We start from the raw sequence: 17,326 nt of genomic DNA on the forward strand, positions 1-17,326 counted from the left end.
TTGCTTGATGGCTGCATTGATCGCATCGGCAGTCATGTCTCGAGTGGTGATGAACTTTAAGTCGACGCAGGAGACGTTTGGAGTCGGCACGCGGATCGAGACGCCGTCCAGCTTGCCCTTGAGTTCGGGCAAAACGAGGCCAATGGCCTTGGCAGCGCCGGTCGAGGTCGGGATCTGGCTCAAAGCCGCAGCGCGGCCGCGATAGAGATCCTTGTGCATGGTGTCGAGCGTGGGCTGGTCACCGGTATAGGAATGAATGGTGGTCATCATGCCGCGTTCGATGCCGAATTCCTTGTGCAGCACATAGGCGACCGGCGCCAGGCAGTTGGTGGTGCACGAGGCGTTCGAGACCACGACGTGGTCCTTGCTCAGCTGCTCATGATTGATGCCGTAGACGACGGTGAGGTCGGCGCCCTCGCCAGGAGCCGAAATCAGCACCTTCTTGGCACCGGCCTTGAGGTGGGCGCTGGCCTTTTCCTTGGAGGCAAAGATGCCGGTGCATTCGAGGGCGATGTCCACCTTCATGGCAGCATGCGGCAGCTCGGCCGGATCGCGCTCAGCGGTTACCTTGATCGGCCCGCGGCCCACATCAATGGTGTCGCCATCGACGGTGACGGTGCCGTTGAAGCGGCCGTGCACACTGTCGAAGCGGAACAGATGGGCATTGGTTTCGACCGGGCCGAGGTCGTTGATGGCGACCACTTCGATATCGGTGCGACCCGATTCGATGATGGCACGCAGGATGTTGCGGCCAATACGACCAAAACCATTGATGGCGACGCGGACTGCCATGGGAAGACGCTCCTTTGGAGGGGTTCAGAGAAGGGAGGCTGGGCTCTCTTACAACTGTGCTGTGACCGCTTCAACAACGGCTTTAGCCGTAATGCCAAAGTGCTCATATAGCTCGTCGATCGGGCCGGAGGCGCCAAAGCCGTGCATGCCGATGAAGCGACCCTTGTCGCCAAGCAGCTTGTTCCAGCTCATCTCCGTGCCTGCTTCGATGGCCACGCGGGCCTTGGCCTTGCCGATGATCTCGGCGCGATAGGCGTCCGACTGCTTGGCAAACAGTTCCATGGATGGCACCGACACGACGCGGGCGCTGATGCCCTTGTCGGCCAGGAGCTTCATCCCGTCGAGCGCGATTGTTACTTCCGACCCGGTGGCAAAGATCACCGCCTGGGCGTCGAGATCGCCGGCAAGGGTGTAGGCGCCCTTGGCCGATTTGTTCTCGGCGGTATATTGGGTGCGCACGGTCGGCAGGTTCTGGCGCGACAGGGCAAGAATGGACGGCGCGCTGTCGCTTTCCATGGCCAGTTGCCAGCATTCGGCGGTTTCCACCGCGTCGGCCGGGCGGAACACCAGCAGGTTGGGAATGGCGCGCAGGGCGGACATGTGTTCCACAGGCTGGTGGGTCGGACCGTCTTCACCCAGACCGATCGAATCATGGGTCATCACATAGATGACGCGCTGATGCATCAGCGCCGAGAGGCGGATGGCCGGACGGGCGTAATCGGTGAAGCACATGAAGGTGCCACCATAGGGGATCAGCCCGCCATGCAGGGCGATGCCGTTCATGGCCGCGGCCATGGCGTGCTCGCGAATGCCGTACATCATGTAGCGGCCGGAATAGTTGTCCGCCTGGAAGGGCAGGGTTTCCTTGGTATTGGTCAGGTTCGAGCCGGTCAGGTCGGCCGAGCCACCCTGGGTTTCGGGCACAATGGCGTTGATCACGTCAAGCGCCATCTGGCTGGCCTTGCGGCTGGCGACCTTGGGCTTGTCGGTGGTCAGCTGCCTTATGTAATCACTCATCGCATTGGCAAAATCGGCAGGCAGTTCGCCCGCCATGCGGCGTTCGAATTCGGATTTTTGCGCCGAGGCACCCAGCCGCGACAGCCATTCGCCGCGCACATTCTGCGCACGACGGCCAGCAGCGCGCCAGATCTCCAGCGTGGCGGCGGGAATTTCAAAGGCGGGATAGGTGATGCCGAGCGCCGCCTTGGCGCCAGCCAGTTCCTCGGCGCCCAGGGGCGAGCCATGCACCTTGTTGGTGCCGGCCTTCTTGGGCGCGCCGAAGCCGATCGTGGTCTTGGCGGCGATCAGCGTGGGCTTGTCGGCCTTCTTGGCAGCAAGAAGCGCCTGTTCGATGGCAGCCTGATCGTGACCGTCGATCGCGATGGTGTTCCAGCCCGATGCCTTGAAGCGGGCGATCTGGTCGGTGCTGTCGGCGTTGGAGACCGCGCCATCAATGGTGATGTTGTTATCGTCCCAGATCACGGTCAGCTTGTGCAGCTTGAGGTGACCGGCCAGGGCAATGGCTTCCTGGGAGATGCCTTCCATCAGGCAGCCGTCGCCGGCCAGGCACCAGGTGTGGTGATCAACCAGCTCGGCGCCGAATTCGGCAGCCAGCTTGGCTTCGGCCACCGCCATGCCGACGGCATTGCCGATGCCCTGCCCGAGCGGGCCGGTGGTGGTCTCGATGCCTTCGGCATAGCCATATTCAGGGTGGCCCGCGGTTTTGGAGCCGAGCTGGCGGAAATTCTTGACCTGCTCAATGGTCATGTCCTGGTAGCCGAGCAGATAGAGGCTTGAATAAAGCAGCATCGAGCCGTGGCCGGCCGATAGCACGAAGCGGTCGCGGTCAGCCCATTTGCTGTCAGCGGGATCGAACTTCATTACCTTGGTGAACAGCACGGTAGCGATGTCGGCACAGCCCATTGGCAGGCCGGGATGGCCGGAATTGGCCTTTTCCACCGCGTCCATCGACAAGGAACGGATCGCATTGGCCAAATCGTTCTGCTGAGCTGTATTGGTCATCAAGGTGCGCTTTCTTTGGGTCTGAAATCTGGGGAGAGTCGTACCGAAAGCCTCCTCCCAGAGGCGGGTTCGAGGCATAACAGGTTCGGATTGTCTGTCAATGACAAGGCAAGCGCCGATAGCGCCAAACGGTTGCATTGCGGCCTGCGCTGAGGCAGGCTGGGGCGGCCGGAATGGCCGCGCATTGAGGACCGTAGCAGTAATGAGTGACACGGAACTTGAAGATGGTTTGACCACCGCCACTGCGCGCTTTGATCGCGCGTTGGCGCAACTGAGCCAGTCGGTGCAAAATCTGGGCACAAGGATGCGCCAGCATAACCGCATGGAAGTCGACACCCAGCGGCTGGTGCATGAGCGGGCGCGGCTGGCCACCGAACTGGACAAGTCCGCCGCCCGCGCCAAGCGGCTCGACGATAGCGCGCACGATGTGTCGCGCCGGCTGGTCGAGGCGATGGAAACTGTGCGCTCAGTGCTGGCCAAGGCGGAGTAGCGGCATGCCCGAAGTCAATGTCGAGATCAATGGCCGCAAATACCGCATGGCCTGCGAAGAGGGCCAGCAGCGCCATTTGATCGGTCTGGCGGAGCGGTTCGACGCCCATGTCGAACAGCTCAAGGGAGCAGTCGGGGAAATTGGCGACAACCGGCTGACGGTGATGGCAGGCATTGCGGTCGTCGATGAACTGGCCGAAGCCGAGCGCAGGATCGAGGCGCTGGAAGCCGAAGTACTGGTGCTGACCCGGGCCGGCCAGGAAGTGGCCGCCGAGATCGAGGCGCTGGAAATCAGCTTTGCGGAAAAACTGACCGATGCCGCAAAAGCCCTGGAAAATGCCGCCGGCGTTCTGGACGATACGGCTCCGGTCCCGCAAGGCTGAACAAGGGACCGCACCTCCCGGTGCCCATCAGAACGCTGAAGAACAGCTTGGTGGTGGCGCGCGCACAGGCCTTCGGTGTCGACGACCCATAGACCATCGGCAATGCACGGAATCCCGAGTAGGACTGTCATTGGCTAGAGCGACCACATGACGGCCGGATGAATTGACGATCAAAAGGGTAGGGGGCTTTGCAGAGGGGGATGAAGCGCCTATATCTGCGGGGCTGCCCGGTGCGTGTGGATTCCAAATATCCTCGGGGCCTTATCGATCTTAAGGGAGCTGTCCCTGACCGGACCCGTGGGTCCGGACATACGGCGCCCACCTACGTAAAGTAGGTTCCGGGATCGCGTATCCCACGGCCAGGGCGGCACCTAATTCTCGAGCAGGTTACAGCGCGGCGCATGGTTGACGACACTATCGAAGACGCCAAGGCCGCCATGCGGTTGCGGGCGCATGCGGCGCGCGCGGGGCTGTCACAGTCCAGCCGCATGGAAGCTGCCGCGATTGTGGCGCAGCATTTCTTTGACAACATCGTTCTGCAGCCCACTGATGTGGTTGCCGCCTATTGGCGGATACGCGACGAACTGGATTGCCAACCCATTCTCGTTGGGTTGATGGATCGCCACCAGACGGTGGTGCTGCCCGTCGTGCTCGGGCCCGACCGGCCGCTGCAAATGCGGGTGTGGGAGAACGGCGCTGCCCTTTATGAGGCGGGCTTTGGCACACTGGCACCAGCTGAACTGGCGCCTCAGGCCGAACCTGATATCGTCATAATGCCGCTACTGGGCTTTGACAGCCAAGGCACGCGACTTGGCTATGGCGGCGGCTATTATGATCGGACCCTGGCGCATATGAGCAAGACCCCAAAACTGATTGGCCTGGCCTTTGCTGCCCAGGAACTGGACGCCATTCCCCGCGATAGCCATGACGTGCCGCTTGATGCGGTTATTACCGAGGCCGGTCTGCGCCATTTCGGCGCCACGGCATGAGACTATTATTCTTAGGCGATGTGATGGGGCGGGCGGGCCGTGATGCGGTCAATGAGCGTCTGCCCGGACTGATCGACCGCTACAAATTCGACTTCGTGATCGTAAATGGTGAGAATGCCAGCCACGGCAAGGGGCTGACCGCGCCGCATTTCAACGCCATCCGCAATGCGGGGGCGGACGTGGTCACACTGGGCGACCATGCGTTCGACCAGCGGGAGACCATTTCCTATATCGAGCGCGAAAACACGCTGATCCGGCCGATCAACATGCCGCCCGGCACGCCGGGCCGCGGGGTGATGCTGATAACCGGCCGCAACGGTCACAGCGTGCTGGTGGTCAATGCCCTGGGCCGGGTGTTCATGGGGCCGGCCGATGATCCGTTCCGCGCCGTCGAGGCGGCCATTGCTGCCTGTCCACTGGGTGAGCAGGCCGATGCCATCGTGGTGGATTTCCATACCGAAGCCACCTCGGAAATTCAGGCCATGGGTCATTTTCTCGATGGCAGGGTCAGCCTGGTGGTGGGGACCCATACCCATATCCCGACGGCCGACCACCGCGTGCTCAAAGGCGGGACAGCGTTGATGGCCGATGCCGGCATGTGCGGCGATTTTGACTCGATTATCGGCACGGATACCGAGGAGCCACTCAACCGGTTCCTGACCGGCATTCCCAATGGCCGGTTTTCGCCCTCCGAGGGCGAGGCGACGCTATGTGGCGTGGCCATCGAAACCGATCCCCGTAGCGGGCTGACCCGAAAGGTCATGCCCCTGCGCATTGGCGGCAGCCTGGCCCAGACTGAGCCCAGCTTCGACTGACGGCAGCTTATTCTGGGACAGCCGTCATGGCGTGCCCGCCTTTTCTTTTGGCGCGACGGCTTCTATAAGCGAGCAAAATCTGTATCTGACGACCGAGGTTTACTGAATGGCCGGCCATTCCCACGCCAAAAACATCATGCACCGCAAAGGCAAATCCGACGCGGTGCGCTCGAAAGTCTTTTCCAAGCTGGCGCGCGAAATCACAGTTGCCGCGAAAATGGGCATGCCCGATCCGGCGTTCAATTCGCGGTTGCGTCTGGCCGTGGTCAATGCCCGCGCGCAGTCCATGCCCAAGGACAATATCGACCGCGCCATCAAGAAGGCCATCGGCTCGGATGGCGAGAATTTCGAAGAGATCCGCTATGAGGGCTATGGCCCCGGCGGGGTTGCCATCATTGTCGAGACGCTGACCGACAATCGCAACCGGACGGCGTCCAATGTGCGCTCGTATTTTTCCAAGTGCGGCGGCGCGATGGGCGAAACCAATTCGGTCGGCTTCATGTTCGACAAGGTTGGCGAGATCGTCTACCCGGCGAGCGCCGCCACTGAAGATGTCATCATGGAAGCCGCCATTGAGGCCGGTGCCGATGACGTCGAGAGCAGTGAAGACGGTCACTACGTCACCACCACCTTCGAGGCGATGGTGGAAGTTGCGGCAGCGCTGGAGCAGGCGCTGGGCGAGGCGGAATCGGTCAAGGCCGTGTGGAAGCCGCAGACTGAGACGCCAATCGATGCCGAGAAGGGCGCGACGCTGATGCGGCTGATCGCCATGCTCGAAGAAGACGATGACGTGCAGAACGTCTATTCGAACTTCGAGATGAGCGATGAAGACATGGCCAAGCTCGACGCCTAGTGGCGTATCCGAGCGGGCGACAATGGGAGGGCGGTGCTGCTGGCGCCGCCCTTTTTTATGCCGTGTGCCGCAGGGCGGGTGATGGCACTTCGGTGACACTGACGACGGCGGCGCGGTTGCGCCCGGATTTTTTGGCCTGATACAGGCGCTGATCGGCGATGCGGAACAGTTCGGCGAAGCGTGCCCGCCCCTCAAACACCGCGCCGCCAATGCTGACGGAGAGCGTGTGTCGGTGATTGTGGGGGGTGAAATTTGCCAGATAGACCGCCCGGCGGATGCGTTCGGCAATGGCCTCGGTCTGGTGATAGTCCAGGTCGGGCAGATAGACCGCAAACTCCTCTCCGCCCATGCGACCTACCAGGTCGCCCGTGCGCAATACTGAGCGGATCGAGCGCGCGATAATGGCCAGGGCCTCGTCGCCGAAATCATGACCGTACAGATCGTTGATGGCCTTGAAATTGTCAGCGTCGATCATCAGCAGTGCGCCGGTTTCTCCCGCGCGGCGCTGAGCCAGCAGCAGGTTGGCCTTGGCGGTGAAGGCGCCCCGATTGAGGCAGGAAGTCAGGCTGTCGGTGCGTGCCACTACACCCAGCCGGGCATTGCTGCGCTGCAATCCGCGCAGCCGCAAGCCCACAAACAGAAACATCGGCACGCCCAGAATGGCCGGCAACAGCGTGGCGCTGACAACCGAGCGCTGCAGCGCCGAGCCGCCGAGATCGGCGAATAGCAGCACGTTGAAGGCGACCGAAACAGCGACGCACATTATGGTCCCCAACAACGTCCAGCGGCCAACGCTGGACCAGCTCTGCAGGGCAGTCAAAGTCTTGGAAGGCAACATTGGACGGGCTCCGGCTGAGGTCGCGCTGGCGGCGTGCGCCAGGACAAATGGGAAATAGTGGGCACCTTGGTCTGGTTGCTAACGGGTCGAAGTCAGGCCGCATGCGCCATGGCAACGCAATCGCGGCCTGCGCTTTTGGCTTGATAAAGGCGTTGGTCGGCGTGGCGATAGAGCACGGCATAGTCGGTTCGTGCGGCATAGGTGGCGCCGCCGATCGAGACCGAGAGCGGCCATGTGGTGCCCCCGGGGGCGAAGGTGATGGCAGTAACCGCACTCCGGACGCGTTGGGCGATGCGGTCGGCGACGATGGAGTCGGCGCCGGGCAGGAAAATTCCGAATTCTTCACCGCCCAGGCGCCCGACGACGGCCTCGGATGCAGTCGTGGCGGTGTGGATGGCGTCGGCGATCTGGCGCAGGGCCAGGTCGCCGTGGTCGTGACCGAACCGATCATTGACGCGTTTGAAATTGTCGGCGTCGACCACCAGCAGGGCACCGCCATTTCTGGCGCGGTGGTCGAGCCAGTGCGCGACCTCGTTGGTAAAGGCGCCGCGAGTGCGGCAGCCGGTTAGCCAATCCGTGCTGGCCAGTTGCTCAAGCTGCCGGTTAACATGGCGCAATTGCTCACGTTGCATCGTCAGCAGGAAGATCATGGGGCCGCCCACCAAGACCGGCATGAAGATGGCAACGAGCAGACCGGTCAGACCGGGGCCAGCGGAAAAAGTCTCCATGATGACGATGGTCAGGACGACGGAAAACACCACCGAAATGGCGAGTATCCCGCTCGCCACACGTCTTATCCGCCGCCATGATCGTCGTGGCAGCGCGGTGTTTGATCCGGTCATTTGGTGTTCCCTGCATCCCTGCGGCGGAAACTAGGGCGGGGCGATAAAGAATGTGTTGCGCCGACAGAAATAATTTTAGCGAAGTGACGGTTTTCCACTGGCCTTGTTGCCAGTTTGTTCACATAGAACTTGGTAGGATTGGCGCCTGTGATTAAGGATACCGCATGAGCTTATCCACACGAATCATCGGCATTGATCCGGGCCTGCGCCGATGTGGCTGGGGGGTGATCGAAACCCGCGGCAATCGCCTGACCTTTATTGGGGCCGGTACGGTGACGCCACCCGTCGATGGTTCGCTGGCTGACCGGCTGGCTGCGCTGTTTGCCGGGCTGGGTGTTGTGCTTGACCGCTTCGTGCCCGAGGAGGCGGCGGTGGAAGAAACCTTCGTCAATGCCGGGGTGCGCTCGGCGCTGATTCTGGGGCAGGCGCGCGGCGTGGCGCTGCTGACGCCGGCGGCGCGCGGGCTGCCGGTGGCCGAATATGCCGCCAATCTGGTCAAGAAGTCTGTGGTGGGTACGGGGCATGCCGGCAAGGGGCAGGTGGAGCTGATGGTCAGAACCCTGCTGCCGACTGCCGATTTCAAAGGGGCCGATGCGGCCGATGCGCTGGCGATCGCCATCTGTCACGCCCATCACCGGGTGGCCCTGCAACGGTTGAGGGCCAGTGCATGATCGGCAAGCTCAAAGGGCTGATTGACAGTTATGACGATGATCGGGTGCTGATCGACTGTGGCGGGGTGTGCTACGAGGTGTTCTGCTCGGGCCGCACGCTGCAGGCGCTGCCGCGCGTTGGCGAGGCCGGTGTGGTGTTCATCGAAACCATCGTGCGCGAGGACATGATCCGGCTCTACGGCTTTGCCAGCGAGACCGAAAAAGCCTGGTTCAACCTGCTCTCGACCGTGCAGGGCGTCGGCGCCCGGGTTGCGCTGTCGATCCTGTCCGTGCTGTCGCCCTCCGAGCTGTCCAGCGCCATTGCGCTGCAGGACAAGGCGATGGTCGGTCGCGCCAGTGGCGTGGGACCGAAACTGGCGCTGCGTCTGGTCACCGAGCTCAAGGGCAAGGTGCCCACCGGCATCGGCATTGACGCGGGTGCCCTGGGGCTGCAGACAGCGCTGGGCGACGGCGTGGCGCCGGGGGCCATCACCGACGCGGTATCGGCGCTGACCAATCTGGGCTATTCGAGCGCCCAGGCCTCTGCCGCGCTGGCGCGGATCGTGGCGCGTGACGGCGATGGCATGGCCACCGAAAAACTGATCCGGCTGGGATTGCGGGAGCTGAGTAGTTGACTGATCTGACCTCCCCGGCGGCGGGCCGCGATGACAATCTCGACGTCTCGCTGCGCCCCTCCGGCTTTGCTGAATTCGTGGGCCAGGCGGCCGCGCGGGCCAATCTCGAGGTATTCATCGAGGCGGCCCGGCAGCGGGGCGCGGCGCTCGATCACGTGCTGTTTGTCGGCCCGCCGGGCCTGGGCAAGACCACGCTGGCGCAGATCATCTCGCGCGAACTCGGCGTCGGCTTTCGCGCCACGTCGGGGCCGGTGATCGCCAAGGCCGGGGATCTGGCGGCGCTGCTGACCAATCTGGAAGATCGCGATGTGCTGTTCATCGACGAGATCCACCGGCTCAGCCCGGCGATCGAGGAAATCCTCTATCCGGCGATGGAGGATTTTCAGCTCGATCTGATCATCGGCGAAGGCCCGGCGGCCCGTTCGGTGCGGATCGATCTGGCGCGCTTCACCCTGGTGGGCGCCACGACGCGGGCCGGGTTGCTGACCACACCCTTGCGTGACCGCTTTGGCATTCCGGTGCGGCTCAATTTCTACACGCCCGAGGAACTGGTGCTGATCGTGCAACGTGGCGCGCGCCTGCTCGGCATGCCGATGGCGCAAGACGGCGCGATGGAAATCGCCCGCCGCTCGCGCGGCACGCCGCGCATTGCCGGCCGGCTGCTGCGCCGGGTGACCGATTTTGCCCTGGTGGACGGCTCGGGCGAGATCACCCGATCGATTGCCGACAAGGCGCTGCTGCGGCTTGATGTCGATGCGCGCGGGCTCGATCAGTTGGACCGGCGCTATCTCAGCACCATTGCTGACTTTTATGACGGGGGGCCGGTGGGCATCGAAACCATTGCGGCGGCGCTCAGCGAGCCGCGCGACGCCATCGAGGAAATCGTCGAGCCCTATCTGCTGCAGCAGGGCTTTATCCAGCGCACCCCGCGCGGCCGCATGCTGACCGGCGCGGCGTTCCAGCATCTGGGCAAAACCGTGCCGCAGGGCTTTGTCGGCCTGCAGGCCAGCCTGTTCGAGGAGCCCGAGGCGTGAGTGTCCATCACTTCCCCATCCGCATCTATTACGAAGACACCGATTTTTCCGGCAATGTCTATCATGCGGCATATCTGAAATTCTTCGAGCGCGGGCGCACCGAGTTTCTGCGCGATGCGGGTATTCACCATGCCGAACTGGCGGCTCAGGGCCTGGCCTTTGCGGTGCGCTCGATGGAGATCAAGTTTGATGGCGCGGCCCATATCGATGATCTGCTGACCGTGACCACCGAAGTGGCCTCGGCCACCGGGGCGCGGCTGACGCTGCAACAGGCCATTTCGCGCGGTGAGACCGTGCTGACGCGGGCCAGCGTCGTGGTGGTGGCGATCAAGACGGCGGGCGGACCGGCGCGGATGCCGGTGGCCATTCGGGATCTGGCTGTATCCGAAATGTGATCGGACGCCACCGGCAATCGGGTCAGTTTGAGCCGCTCAGGTGCTGCCAATCACAACTTATTGGGTCGTGCGGGCGGACTCGCTTTGTTAACCATTCCTTGACCATAATTGCGGCAAAGCGAACATGTGTCCGGCTTCTTGTCCGCAAAGGTCCGGTCTCCGGGCATTTCTCTTAATTTTGACAGATTTCGACCCCATCGCCTGATGGCTAAGGGTCGGTGCGTGAACCGGGCCAAAAAGGATCACTACATGGAAGCCATGGACGCTGTGGGGGCCGTTGTGCCGCACACTGATTTTTCCATATGGGGTTTGTTCTGGGCCGCAGACTGGATCGTCAAGTCCGTCATGCTGGGATTGCTGGGCGCCTCGATCTGGTGCTGGGCGATCATCATCGACAAAACCATCATCTATCGCCGCACCAATGCCGAGATGAACCGCTTCGAGCGGACCTTCTGGTCGGGGCAGTCGCTCGAAGAGCTGTATCAAATGCAGTCCGAGAAGCCTTCGGGCGGCATGGGCGCTGTGTTTGTTGCCGCGATGAAGGAATGGAAACGCAGCCACGAGCAGAATGCCGCCAGCTTTCTGGGCATGCAGCAGCGGCTGGACAAGGTGCTTGATGTGGCGATTTCGCGCGAAAGCGACATCCTCGAAAAGCGGCTGGGCTTTCTGGCGACGATCGGTTCGGCCGGTCCGTTCATCGGGTTGTTCGGCACGGTGTGGGGCATCATGAATGCCTTTACCGCGATTGCCGCATCCTCCAGCACCAATCTGGCGGTGGTTGCCGGGCCGATTGCCGAGGCGCTGTTTGCTACCGCCATTGGCCTGGTCGCGGCCATCCCGGCGGTTATCGCCTATAACAAGCTCAGCTCGGACGCCTCGAAGATGGTGGGGCGCCTGGAAGGCTTTGCCGACGAATTCTCCACCATTCTCAGCCGCCAGCTCGAAGCGCGGAGCCACTGATATGGGGATGGGCGCAGCAACAGGCCGCGGTGGCGGTGGCGGGCGCGGCCGTCGCGGGCGCAAGAAGGCCGTGATGAGCGAAATCAACATCACACCCATGGTGGACGTGATGCTGGTGCTGTTGATCATCTTCATGGTGGCGGCGCCGATGATGACGGTCGGCGTGCCAGTCGATCTGCCCCAGACTGCCGCCAATGAAATGCCGAGCCAGACCCAGCCCATTACCGTGGCAGTGACACCCGAAGGGGTGATCTATGTCGACGACGATATCGTGGCCGAAGCCGACCTGACCAGCACGCTGACCAGCATGGGAGCCAATGGCGCCGAGGACCGCATCTTTCTGCGCGGCGACACCACGGCCGATTATGGTTCGGTCATGCGGGTGATGGGCATTCTGTCGGCCGCCGGCTTCAGCAAGATCGGTCTGATCACCGAGCGGGAACCGGGCTAGTCCAGTGCGCATTGGCGTCACCGCATCGATCATTGCCCACATCGCCGTGCTGACCATCGGCCTGATCAATCTGGGGTGGACGCGACCGCTGACGCCGGTGGTGGAGTCGATCTCGGTCGATCTGGTGCCGGTGGAAGAATATTCCAATATCCGTGCCGGCCAGCTCGACAGCACGATTGTCGATACGCAGACGCCCTCGATTGTCGAAGATGACCAGCCGGCCGAAATTGCCCAGCCTACCGGCAATACCGAGCAGGATCAGGCGGTGCCCTCGCCAGCCGATATCCCGACACCGGCCCCGGTGACCAATGCGGCGCCGCTGCCGGAAACCCAGCCTGAACCGGCCCCGACGCCCGAGCCAGAGCCGGCTCCGGCACCCGAGCCCACTCCAGAACCCGAGCCGACGCCGACCCCGGTTCCAGCCGTGCGACCCGAGCCGGTGCCTGAACCGGCACCGACCCCTGAGCCGGTGGTTGAACCCACGCCGGAGCCAACGCCTGAGCCGACCCCGGTGCCGACGCCAGAGCCGGAAGCACCGGCCGTTGCTGCGCCGGCCCCAGCCGCGCGGCCGGCCAATCTGGAGCAGAAGCGGCAGCAATTTGCCGCCGCCGAAGCCGAACGGAAGAAAAAGGAAGAGGCAGAGCGCCAGCGCGCCGCTGCAGCGCAGCAGGCCGCCCAGCAGCAGGCTGCGCCACAACTCGATGCCTCGTTGGCCGATGACATTTCTGCCATTATCAACACCGATAAGACCACCGGCGCGACCACCGGACAGGGTGGGGCGCCCACGCTGGGCGATACGACGGGCACTTCGGCGCGGTTGAGCCAGTCGGCCATTGATGGCCTGGTGGCACGGGTCAAGACCTGCTGGAACCTGTTGCCGAGCGATATCAACAGTGGTCTCGATGTGGTGGTACTGGTGACGCTCAATCCGGATCGCAGCGTGGCGGCAACGCAGATTATTTCGGCGGACCCGTCGCCGGCCGGTGGTGCGGTCGCCCGGGCCGCGCAACGCGCCATTACAGCGTGCGGGCCTTACGATATGCTGTCGAGTGACAGCTATGACAGCTGGCGGCAGATCGAAATGGAACTGCGGCCGTGAGTTTGAATTGGTATTTTGGGCGCGCCGCGGGGCGCACCAGCGACGAGATTGGAGACGACAGATGACCCTGCTTACTCGGCGCAATGCGCTTAAACTCGGCCTCGCCGGTGGCGCGCTGCTGGCTGGCTCCTCGCTGGCCATGGCGCAATTGCGCATCGTGGTGGAGGGCGCCAATTTCCAGCCCCTGCCCATTGCCATCCCCGATTTTGCCTCCTCCGATCCGGCCTTTGGCCGTGAGATCGCCGAGATCGTGCGCAATAATCTGCGGCGCTCCGGCCTGTTCCTGCCGCTCGATCCGGCCTCGCTGCCGGTGCAGATGGGTGACGTCGATGCGACGCCGGACTTCCCGACCTGGCGCACCGCCAATGTCGATGCGCTGGTGATGGGGGGCGTCGAGCGGGGCGCGCAGATTTCCTCGTCGGTACGCGTCTGGGATACCCAGCAGGCGGCCCAGGTGGTGGGCAAGAGCTACAATACCGACGCCAATTCGAGCCGCCGCGTGGCCCATATCATTTCCGATGCGATCTATGAATCGCTGGCGGGGAGCACGGGTTATTTCGACACGCGGGTAATCTATGTGGCCGAGAGCGGCCCCAAGGCCAACCGCGTGCGGCGCCTGGCGATCATGGATCAGGATGGCGCCAATGTGCAGTATCTGACCGACGGCGCCTCGATGGCCCTGACGCCGCGCTTTTCGCCCGATGGCGACATGGTCACCTATATGAATTTTGCCGATGGCAACCCGCAGGTCTATCTGCTGCAATTGTCGACCGGTCGCCAGCAGCGCCTGACCGATGTGGGGGCGATGACCTTTGCGCCGCGCTTTTCGCCTGATGGCAGCACGGTCGCGTTTTCGGTGGAACAGGCCGGCGCGACCAATATCTACACCACCAGCATCAATGGCGGGCAGCCCCTGCAACTGACCTCGGGGGCGGCGATCGATACCGGTCCGTCCTATTCGCCCGATGGCAGCCGGATCGTGTTTGAAAGCGACCGGGGCGGCGCGCCGCAGATTTACATGATGAGAGCGGGTGGCGGTAATGCGCAGCGCATCAGCTTTGGTCAGGGCAGCTATTCGACGCCGGTGTGGTCACCCAAGGGCGATCTGATCGCCTTTACCCGGCAGTCGGGCGGCCAGTTCAATATCGGCATCATGAACGCCGATGGTTCGGGCGAGCGGATGCTGTATTCGAGCTTCCACGCCGAGGGCCCCACCTGGGCGCCCAATGGGCGGGTGATCATGTTCTTCCAGGATCCGGGCGGCAATGATGGTCCCAAGCTGATGAGTGTGGACATCTGGGGCCGCAATCTGCTGACCATTCCCACCGAAAGCTATGCTTCCGATCCGGCCTGGTCGGATTTGCGCCGCTAATTGGCAATCTGCCGGAACGGCACCAGGATGGTCAGCGCCAGACAGGCGGCTGACCAACTGGCTTTTGCCTCAAGCACTTAACCATAGTGCGCCGCCGCCCGGACCGGCTGCGCCACACTATGATCACGAAAAAGCCAGCATTCCCGCCACATTGGCGCCGTGATAGAGATTGATTAACCAAGTCAGCAAACCCGGCCTTAACACTAAGTGCGGTAAATCCCGAACTTAAGATTTTGCCTTTCCAGGAGCCTTCCCGTGGTAATCACCGCACCGTTCAATACTGCATTGCGTGCCGCCGCGATGCTGCTTTTCGTCGTGGCGATCGCCGCCTGTTCGCGCACGCCCAACACCATGCCGACCGGCGTGGGCAATCTCGGGCCGGGCGGCGGCGCGCCGGGCAGCCAGCAGGAATTCCTGGTCTCGGTTGGTGATCGGGTGTTCTTCACCACCGATTCCAGCTCGCTGACCCCAGAGGCCATGGCCACGCTCGACAAGCAGGCCGCCTGGCTCAACCAGTACCAGAACTATCGCATCATGGTCGAAGGCCATGCTGATGAGCGCGGTACGCGCGAATACAACATCGCCCTGGGCGCCCGCCGTTCCTCGGTGGCGGTCAATTACCTGGTGTCGCGTGGTGTCAGTGCCAACCGCATTACCAGCCAGTCTTTCGGCAAGGAACGCCCGGTGGCGATCTGCAACGATATTTCCTGCTGGAGCCAGAACCGCCGGGCTGTTACAGTGGTACAGTAATCAGACAACCGGCTTTCCCTCGAGGGAGAGCCGAGCAAATCCAGTGCAAACTGGAGGCAAGAGCGCCCGGAGCCATGTAAATGGCCCGGGCGCTTTGTTTTGACCAAAATTGGCCTTTATTTGCACGTCTGCAAGGGTTCATGGTCGATCGGCATAATTGGACGAATGGAGGCGCAGCATCTTGACGAGATTCAATTCAACCAAAGCGCGGACGCGACTGGCCCTGGCCAGTGTGCTGGCGCTGGCGGCCGTGAGCCCGGTAGCGGTCAATGCGGCCATCTTCGCCGCGCCGCCGGCCAATCCTGGTCAGGTGCTGAGCGAGGCCAGGCCCGCGCGCATTCTGGTGGCACAAGCCGCCGATACCGCCCAGTTGATGGTGCGCATCCAGCAGCTTGAGGAGCAGAACCGCCTGCTCAATGGCCAGATCGAGGGTTTGACCTTCCAGCTCACGCAGATGCAGGAAATTGTCAACCGCATGGCCGAAGACAATGAGTTCCGCTTCCAGGCGCTGGAAGGCGGTGGCAGCCCAAAAACTGAGGCGGCAACCCAAGCAGGCGGCGCGATGCAGCCTGAGGCCTTGCCGCAGGACCCAGCCCACAGTGCTGAGGACGCCGCAGGCGTCCCGATGACCGATATTCCCGAGCAGGGCGTGCAGCCCTTGCCCGGTGAAATCGAATTTGATCCCACCTTCACCGATGGCAGCGTGGTGCCGATGGACGATCTGGGCAATTCGGCCGATCCGCTGGTTGGCACTGGCGCGACGGGCGGCGTGGACCTGGTGACGGGCGAGCCGCTCAACCTGAGCTATGATCCGGCTGCCGACGCCACCGGCGATGCCGATGCCGATGCGCAGTTCGCCGCCGGGTTTGCCGCCATCTCCAGCGGCGACTACCCGTTTGCCGAGGAGCAGTTCGGCCAGTTCATCGCGCTCTATCCCGACAATCCGCAAGTCACCGAGGCCGCCAATCTGCTGGGCGACGCCTTGCTGTACCGCCAGGCCTATAGCGAGGCGGCCGATGTGTTGCTGAACGCGTTTCAGAAGGCCCCGGACAATGGGCGCGCGCCCGACCTGCTGCTGAAACTGGGCATGGCCCTGTCGGGAGCCGGCGAGCGCGAAACCGCCTGCCGTACCCTCTCGGAAGTCGACAAGCGCTACACCGATCTGTCGCCAGTGTTCCTGACCCGGCTGGCCGAGGAAAAAGCCCGCGCCGAATGCCCGCCCGTCTAGGCCCCGATCTATCCACCGAGGCCGGGCTGCAGGCATTGTTTGCCGGTGTCGCGGGCGAGCCCGCCATTGGCCTGGCGGTGTCGGGCGGCGCGGACAGTCTGGCGCTGCTGCTCCTGGCGCAGCGCTGGGCGGCCAGCCTCGAACGCCCACCGCGCCTGCACGTCTATTCGCTCGACCACGGCCTGCGGCCCGAGGCCGCTGCCGAGGTCGCCATGGTGCTCGGTGTCTGCCAGGCGCTGGGGGTAGCGGGCACGGGCCTGCGCTGGAGCGGGGTCAAGCCGGAGGCCGGGCTGCAGGAAGCCGCCCGGCTGGCGCGCTACCGCCTCATCGGCGCCGCCATGGCTGCCGATGGCGTTACGGTGCTGCTGACCGCCCATCACCAGCAGGATCAGGCCGAGACCGTGCTGATGCGCCTGGCGCATGGCAGCGGCATTGAGGGCCTCAAGGGCATGGCGCCGCAGGCCCGGATCGAGGGCGTTCGCGTGCATCGGCCCCTGCTTGATGTGCCCCCCGCAGCTCTCGCTGGCATCGTCGCTGCCGCCGGGCTGGAGCCGGCTGCCGACCCGTCCAATATCGACCCACACTACGAGCGCGTGCGCTGGCGTCAGGCCATGCCGGCTCTGGCCGAGCTCGGTCTGGATGCGCCGACGCTGGCGCTGTTTGCCGAGCGCATGGGGCAGGCCGATGCGGCCATCGCGCAACTGGCCGAGGCCGCTTTTGCCGCAATGG

20 protein-coding genes and 1 other RNA gene are annotated in these 17,326 nt (G+C 63.3%); 17 read left to right on the forward strand and 4 right to left on the reverse strand.

Annotated features, from left to right (window positions below):
• Together Q8O80_RS16760 and tkt are read right to left on the reverse strand one after the other, a co-directional pair.
• Positions 1-792 (reverse strand): type I glyceraldehyde-3-phosphate dehydrogenase (locus tag Q8O80_RS16760; RefSeq protein ID WP_305581323.1); only part of this gene is annotated, 792 nt, incomplete at its 3' end.
• Positions 793-840: 48 nt separating this feature from the next.
• On the reverse strand, positions 841-2,814 hold the full coding sequence (gene tkt / locus Q8O80_RS16765; RefSeq protein ID WP_305581325.1) for a transketolase: 1,974 nt from the start codon (positions 2,812-2,814) through the stop codon (positions 841-843).
• 202 nt (positions 2,815-3,016) lie between these two features.
• On the opposite strand from tkt, the gene Q8O80_RS16770 reads away from it, so the two are divergent.
• The 6 genes from Q8O80_RS16770 to Q8O80_RS16795 all read left to right on the forward strand — a co-directional run bounded on the left by Q8O80_RS16770 (position 3,017) and on the right by Q8O80_RS16795 (position 6,343).
• Complete coding sequence (locus Q8O80_RS16770; protein WP_305581327.1) at positions 3,017-3,304, forward strand: DUF4164 family protein; 288 nt, start codon at positions 3,017-3,019, stop codon at positions 3,302-3,304.
• 4 nt (positions 3,305-3,308) lie between these two features.
• The gene (locus tag Q8O80_RS16775; RefSeq protein ID WP_305581329.1) at positions 3,309-3,686 is read left to right on the forward strand and encodes a cell division protein ZapA; all 378 of its coding nucleotides are present in this window, start codon (positions 3,309-3,311) and stop codon (positions 3,684-3,686) included.
• A gap of 217 nt (positions 3,687-3,903) precedes the next feature.
• Positions 3,904-4,061, forward strand: a non-coding RNA gene (ssrS, locus tag Q8O80_RS16780) — 6S RNA.
• Positions 4,062-4,087: 26 nt separating this feature from the next.
• On the forward strand, positions 4,088-4,675 hold the full coding sequence (locus Q8O80_RS16785; RefSeq protein WP_305581331.1) for a 5-formyltetrahydrofolate cyclo-ligase: 588 nt from the start codon (positions 4,088-4,090) through the stop codon (positions 4,673-4,675).
• Positions 4,672-5,490 carry a TIGR00282 family metallophosphoesterase gene (locus tag Q8O80_RS16790; protein WP_305581333.1) on the forward strand — a complete coding sequence of 273 codons (819 nt, stop codon included), beginning with the start codon at positions 4,672-4,674 and terminating at the stop codon, positions 5,488-5,490. Before Q8O80_RS16785 ends, Q8O80_RS16790 begins: the two co-directional genes overlap by 4 nt.
• 106 nt (positions 5,491-5,596) lie before the next feature.
• A complete protein-coding gene (locus Q8O80_RS16795) occupies positions 5,597-6,343 on the forward strand; it encodes a YebC/PmpR family DNA-binding transcriptional regulator (protein ID WP_305581335.1) in 747 nt (248 codons plus the stop codon).
• Positions 6,344-6,398: 55 nt separating this feature from the next.
• Here the strand turns inward: Q8O80_RS16795 and Q8O80_RS16800 are convergent, their stop codons facing one another.
• Together Q8O80_RS16800 and Q8O80_RS16805 are read right to left on the reverse strand one after the other, a co-directional pair.
• Complete coding sequence (locus Q8O80_RS16800) at positions 6,399-7,106, reverse strand: GGDEF domain-containing protein (RefSeq protein WP_305581337.1); 708 nt, start codon at positions 7,104-7,106, stop codon at positions 6,399-6,401.
• Positions 7,107-7,273: 167 nt separating this feature from the next.
• Positions 7,274-7,969 (reverse strand): GGDEF domain-containing protein, encoded by a 696-nt coding sequence (locus Q8O80_RS16805; RefSeq protein WP_305581339.1) that lies wholly within the window; start codon positions 7,967-7,969, stop codon positions 7,274-7,276.
• A 218-nt stretch (positions 7,970-8,187) separates the two neighbouring features.
• Between Q8O80_RS16805 and ruvC the strand changes: the two genes are divergently transcribed.
• The 11 genes from ruvC to tilS all read left to right on the forward strand — a co-directional run.
• Positions 8,188-8,694 carry a crossover junction endodeoxyribonuclease RuvC gene (ruvC, locus tag Q8O80_RS16810; protein ID WP_305581341.1) on the forward strand — a complete coding sequence of 169 codons (507 nt, stop codon included), beginning with the start codon at positions 8,188-8,190 and terminating at the stop codon, positions 8,692-8,694.
• A complete protein-coding gene (gene ruvA / locus Q8O80_RS16815) occupies positions 8,691-9,308 on the forward strand; it encodes a Holliday junction branch migration protein RuvA (protein ID WP_305581343.1) in 618 nt (205 codons plus the stop codon). The genes ruvC and ruvA overlap by 4 nt, the downstream gene beginning before the upstream one ends.
• Positions 9,305-10,342 carry a Holliday junction branch migration DNA helicase RuvB gene (gene ruvB / locus Q8O80_RS16820; RefSeq protein ID WP_305581345.1) on the forward strand — a complete coding sequence of 346 codons (1,038 nt, stop codon included), beginning with the start codon at positions 9,305-9,307 and terminating at the stop codon, positions 10,340-10,342. The genes ruvA and ruvB overlap by 4 nt, the downstream gene beginning before the upstream one ends.
• Positions 10,339-10,737: a tol-pal system-associated acyl-CoA thioesterase gene (gene ybgC / locus Q8O80_RS16825; RefSeq protein WP_305581347.1), complete on the forward strand. Its 399-nt coding sequence runs from the start codon at positions 10,339-10,341 to the stop codon at positions 10,735-10,737. The genes ruvB and ybgC overlap by 4 nt, the downstream gene beginning before the upstream one ends.
• Positions 10,738-10,995: 258 nt before the next feature.
• On the forward strand, positions 10,996-11,697 hold the full coding sequence (tolQ, locus tag Q8O80_RS16830; RefSeq protein ID WP_305581359.1) for a protein TolQ: 702 nt from the start codon (positions 10,996-10,998) through the stop codon (positions 11,695-11,697).
• A 1-nt stretch (position 11,698) separates the two neighbouring features.
• Positions 11,699-12,148: a protein TolR gene (tolR, locus tag Q8O80_RS16835; RefSeq protein ID WP_305581349.1), complete on the forward strand. Its 450-nt coding sequence runs from the start codon at positions 11,699-11,701 to the stop codon at positions 12,146-12,148.
• A gap of 4 nt (positions 12,149-12,152) precedes the next feature.
• Positions 12,153-13,247: a hypothetical protein gene (locus Q8O80_RS16840; protein WP_305581351.1), complete on the forward strand. Its 1,095-nt coding sequence runs from the start codon at positions 12,153-12,155 to the stop codon at positions 13,245-13,247.
• A gap of 61 nt (positions 13,248-13,308) precedes the next feature.
• Complete coding sequence (gene tolB, locus Q8O80_RS16845) at positions 13,309-14,619, forward strand: Tol-Pal system beta propeller repeat protein TolB (RefSeq protein WP_305581353.1); 1,311 nt, start codon at positions 13,309-13,311, stop codon at positions 14,617-14,619.
• A gap of 300 nt (positions 14,620-14,919) precedes the next feature.
• Positions 14,920-15,369, forward strand: a complete 450-nt coding sequence (gene pal, locus Q8O80_RS16850) for a peptidoglycan-associated lipoprotein Pal (RefSeq protein ID WP_305581361.1) — start codon at positions 14,920-14,922, stop codon at positions 15,367-15,369.
• A 181-nt stretch (positions 15,370-15,550) separates the two neighbouring features.
• Positions 15,551-16,597 carry a hypothetical protein gene (locus Q8O80_RS16855; protein WP_305581355.1) on the forward strand — a complete coding sequence of 349 codons (1,047 nt, stop codon included), beginning with the start codon at positions 15,551-15,553 and terminating at the stop codon, positions 16,595-16,597.
• Positions 16,582-17,326 (forward strand): tRNA lysidine(34) synthetase TilS (gene tilS / locus Q8O80_RS16860; protein ID WP_305581357.1); only part of this gene is annotated, 745 nt, incomplete at its 3' end. The genes Q8O80_RS16855 and tilS, both read left to right, overlap by 16 nt.

This window comes from Devosia sp. (genome assembly GCF_030689745.1).
In the GTDB taxonomy this organism is placed as follows: domain Bacteria; phylum Pseudomonadota; class Alphaproteobacteria; order Rhizobiales; family Devosiaceae; genus Devosia; species Devosia alba.

Coding starts and splice junctions, on each gene's coding strand:
- tkt (WP_305581325.1), bottom strand. CDS start 2,814: ATGACCAATACAGCTCAGCAGAACGATTTGGCCAATGCGATCCGTTCC.
- Q8O80_RS16770 (WP_305581327.1), top strand. CDS start 3,017: ATGAGTGACACGGAACTTGAAGATGGTTTGACCACCGCCACTGCGCGC.
- Q8O80_RS16775 (WP_305581329.1), top strand. CDS start 3,309: ATGCCCGAAGTCAATGTCGAGATCAATGGCCGCAAATACCGCATGGCC.
- Q8O80_RS16785 (WP_305581331.1), top strand. CDS start 4,088: ATGGTTGACGACACTATCGAAGACGCCAAGGCCGCCATGCGGTTGCGG.
- Q8O80_RS16790 (WP_305581333.1), top strand. CDS start 4,672: ATGAGACTATTATTCTTAGGCGATGTGATGGGGCGGGCGGGCCGTGAT.
- Q8O80_RS16795 (WP_305581335.1), top strand. CDS start 5,597: ATGGCCGGCCATTCCCACGCCAAAAACATCATGCACCGCAAAGGCAAA.
- Q8O80_RS16800 (WP_305581337.1), bottom strand. CDS start 7,106: ATGTGCGTCGCTGTTTCGGTCGCCTTCAACGTGCTGCTATTCGCCGAT.
- ruvC (WP_305581341.1), top strand. CDS start 8,188: ATGAGCTTATCCACACGAATCATCGGCATTGATCCGGGCCTGCGCCGA.
- ruvA (WP_305581343.1), top strand. CDS start 8,691: ATGATCGGCAAGCTCAAAGGGCTGATTGACAGTTATGACGATGATCGG.
- tolQ (WP_305581359.1), top strand. CDS start 10,996: ATGGACGCTGTGGGGGCCGTTGTGCCGCACACTGATTTTTCCATATGG.
- tolR (WP_305581349.1), top strand. CDS start 11,699: ATGGGGATGGGCGCAGCAACAGGCCGCGGTGGCGGTGGCGGGCGCGGC.
- tolB (WP_305581353.1), top strand. CDS start 13,309: ATGACCCTGCTTACTCGGCGCAATGCGCTTAAACTCGGCCTCGCCGGT.
- pal (WP_305581361.1), top strand. CDS start 14,920: ATGCTGCTTTTCGTCGTGGCGATCGCCGCCTGTTCGCGCACGCCCAAC.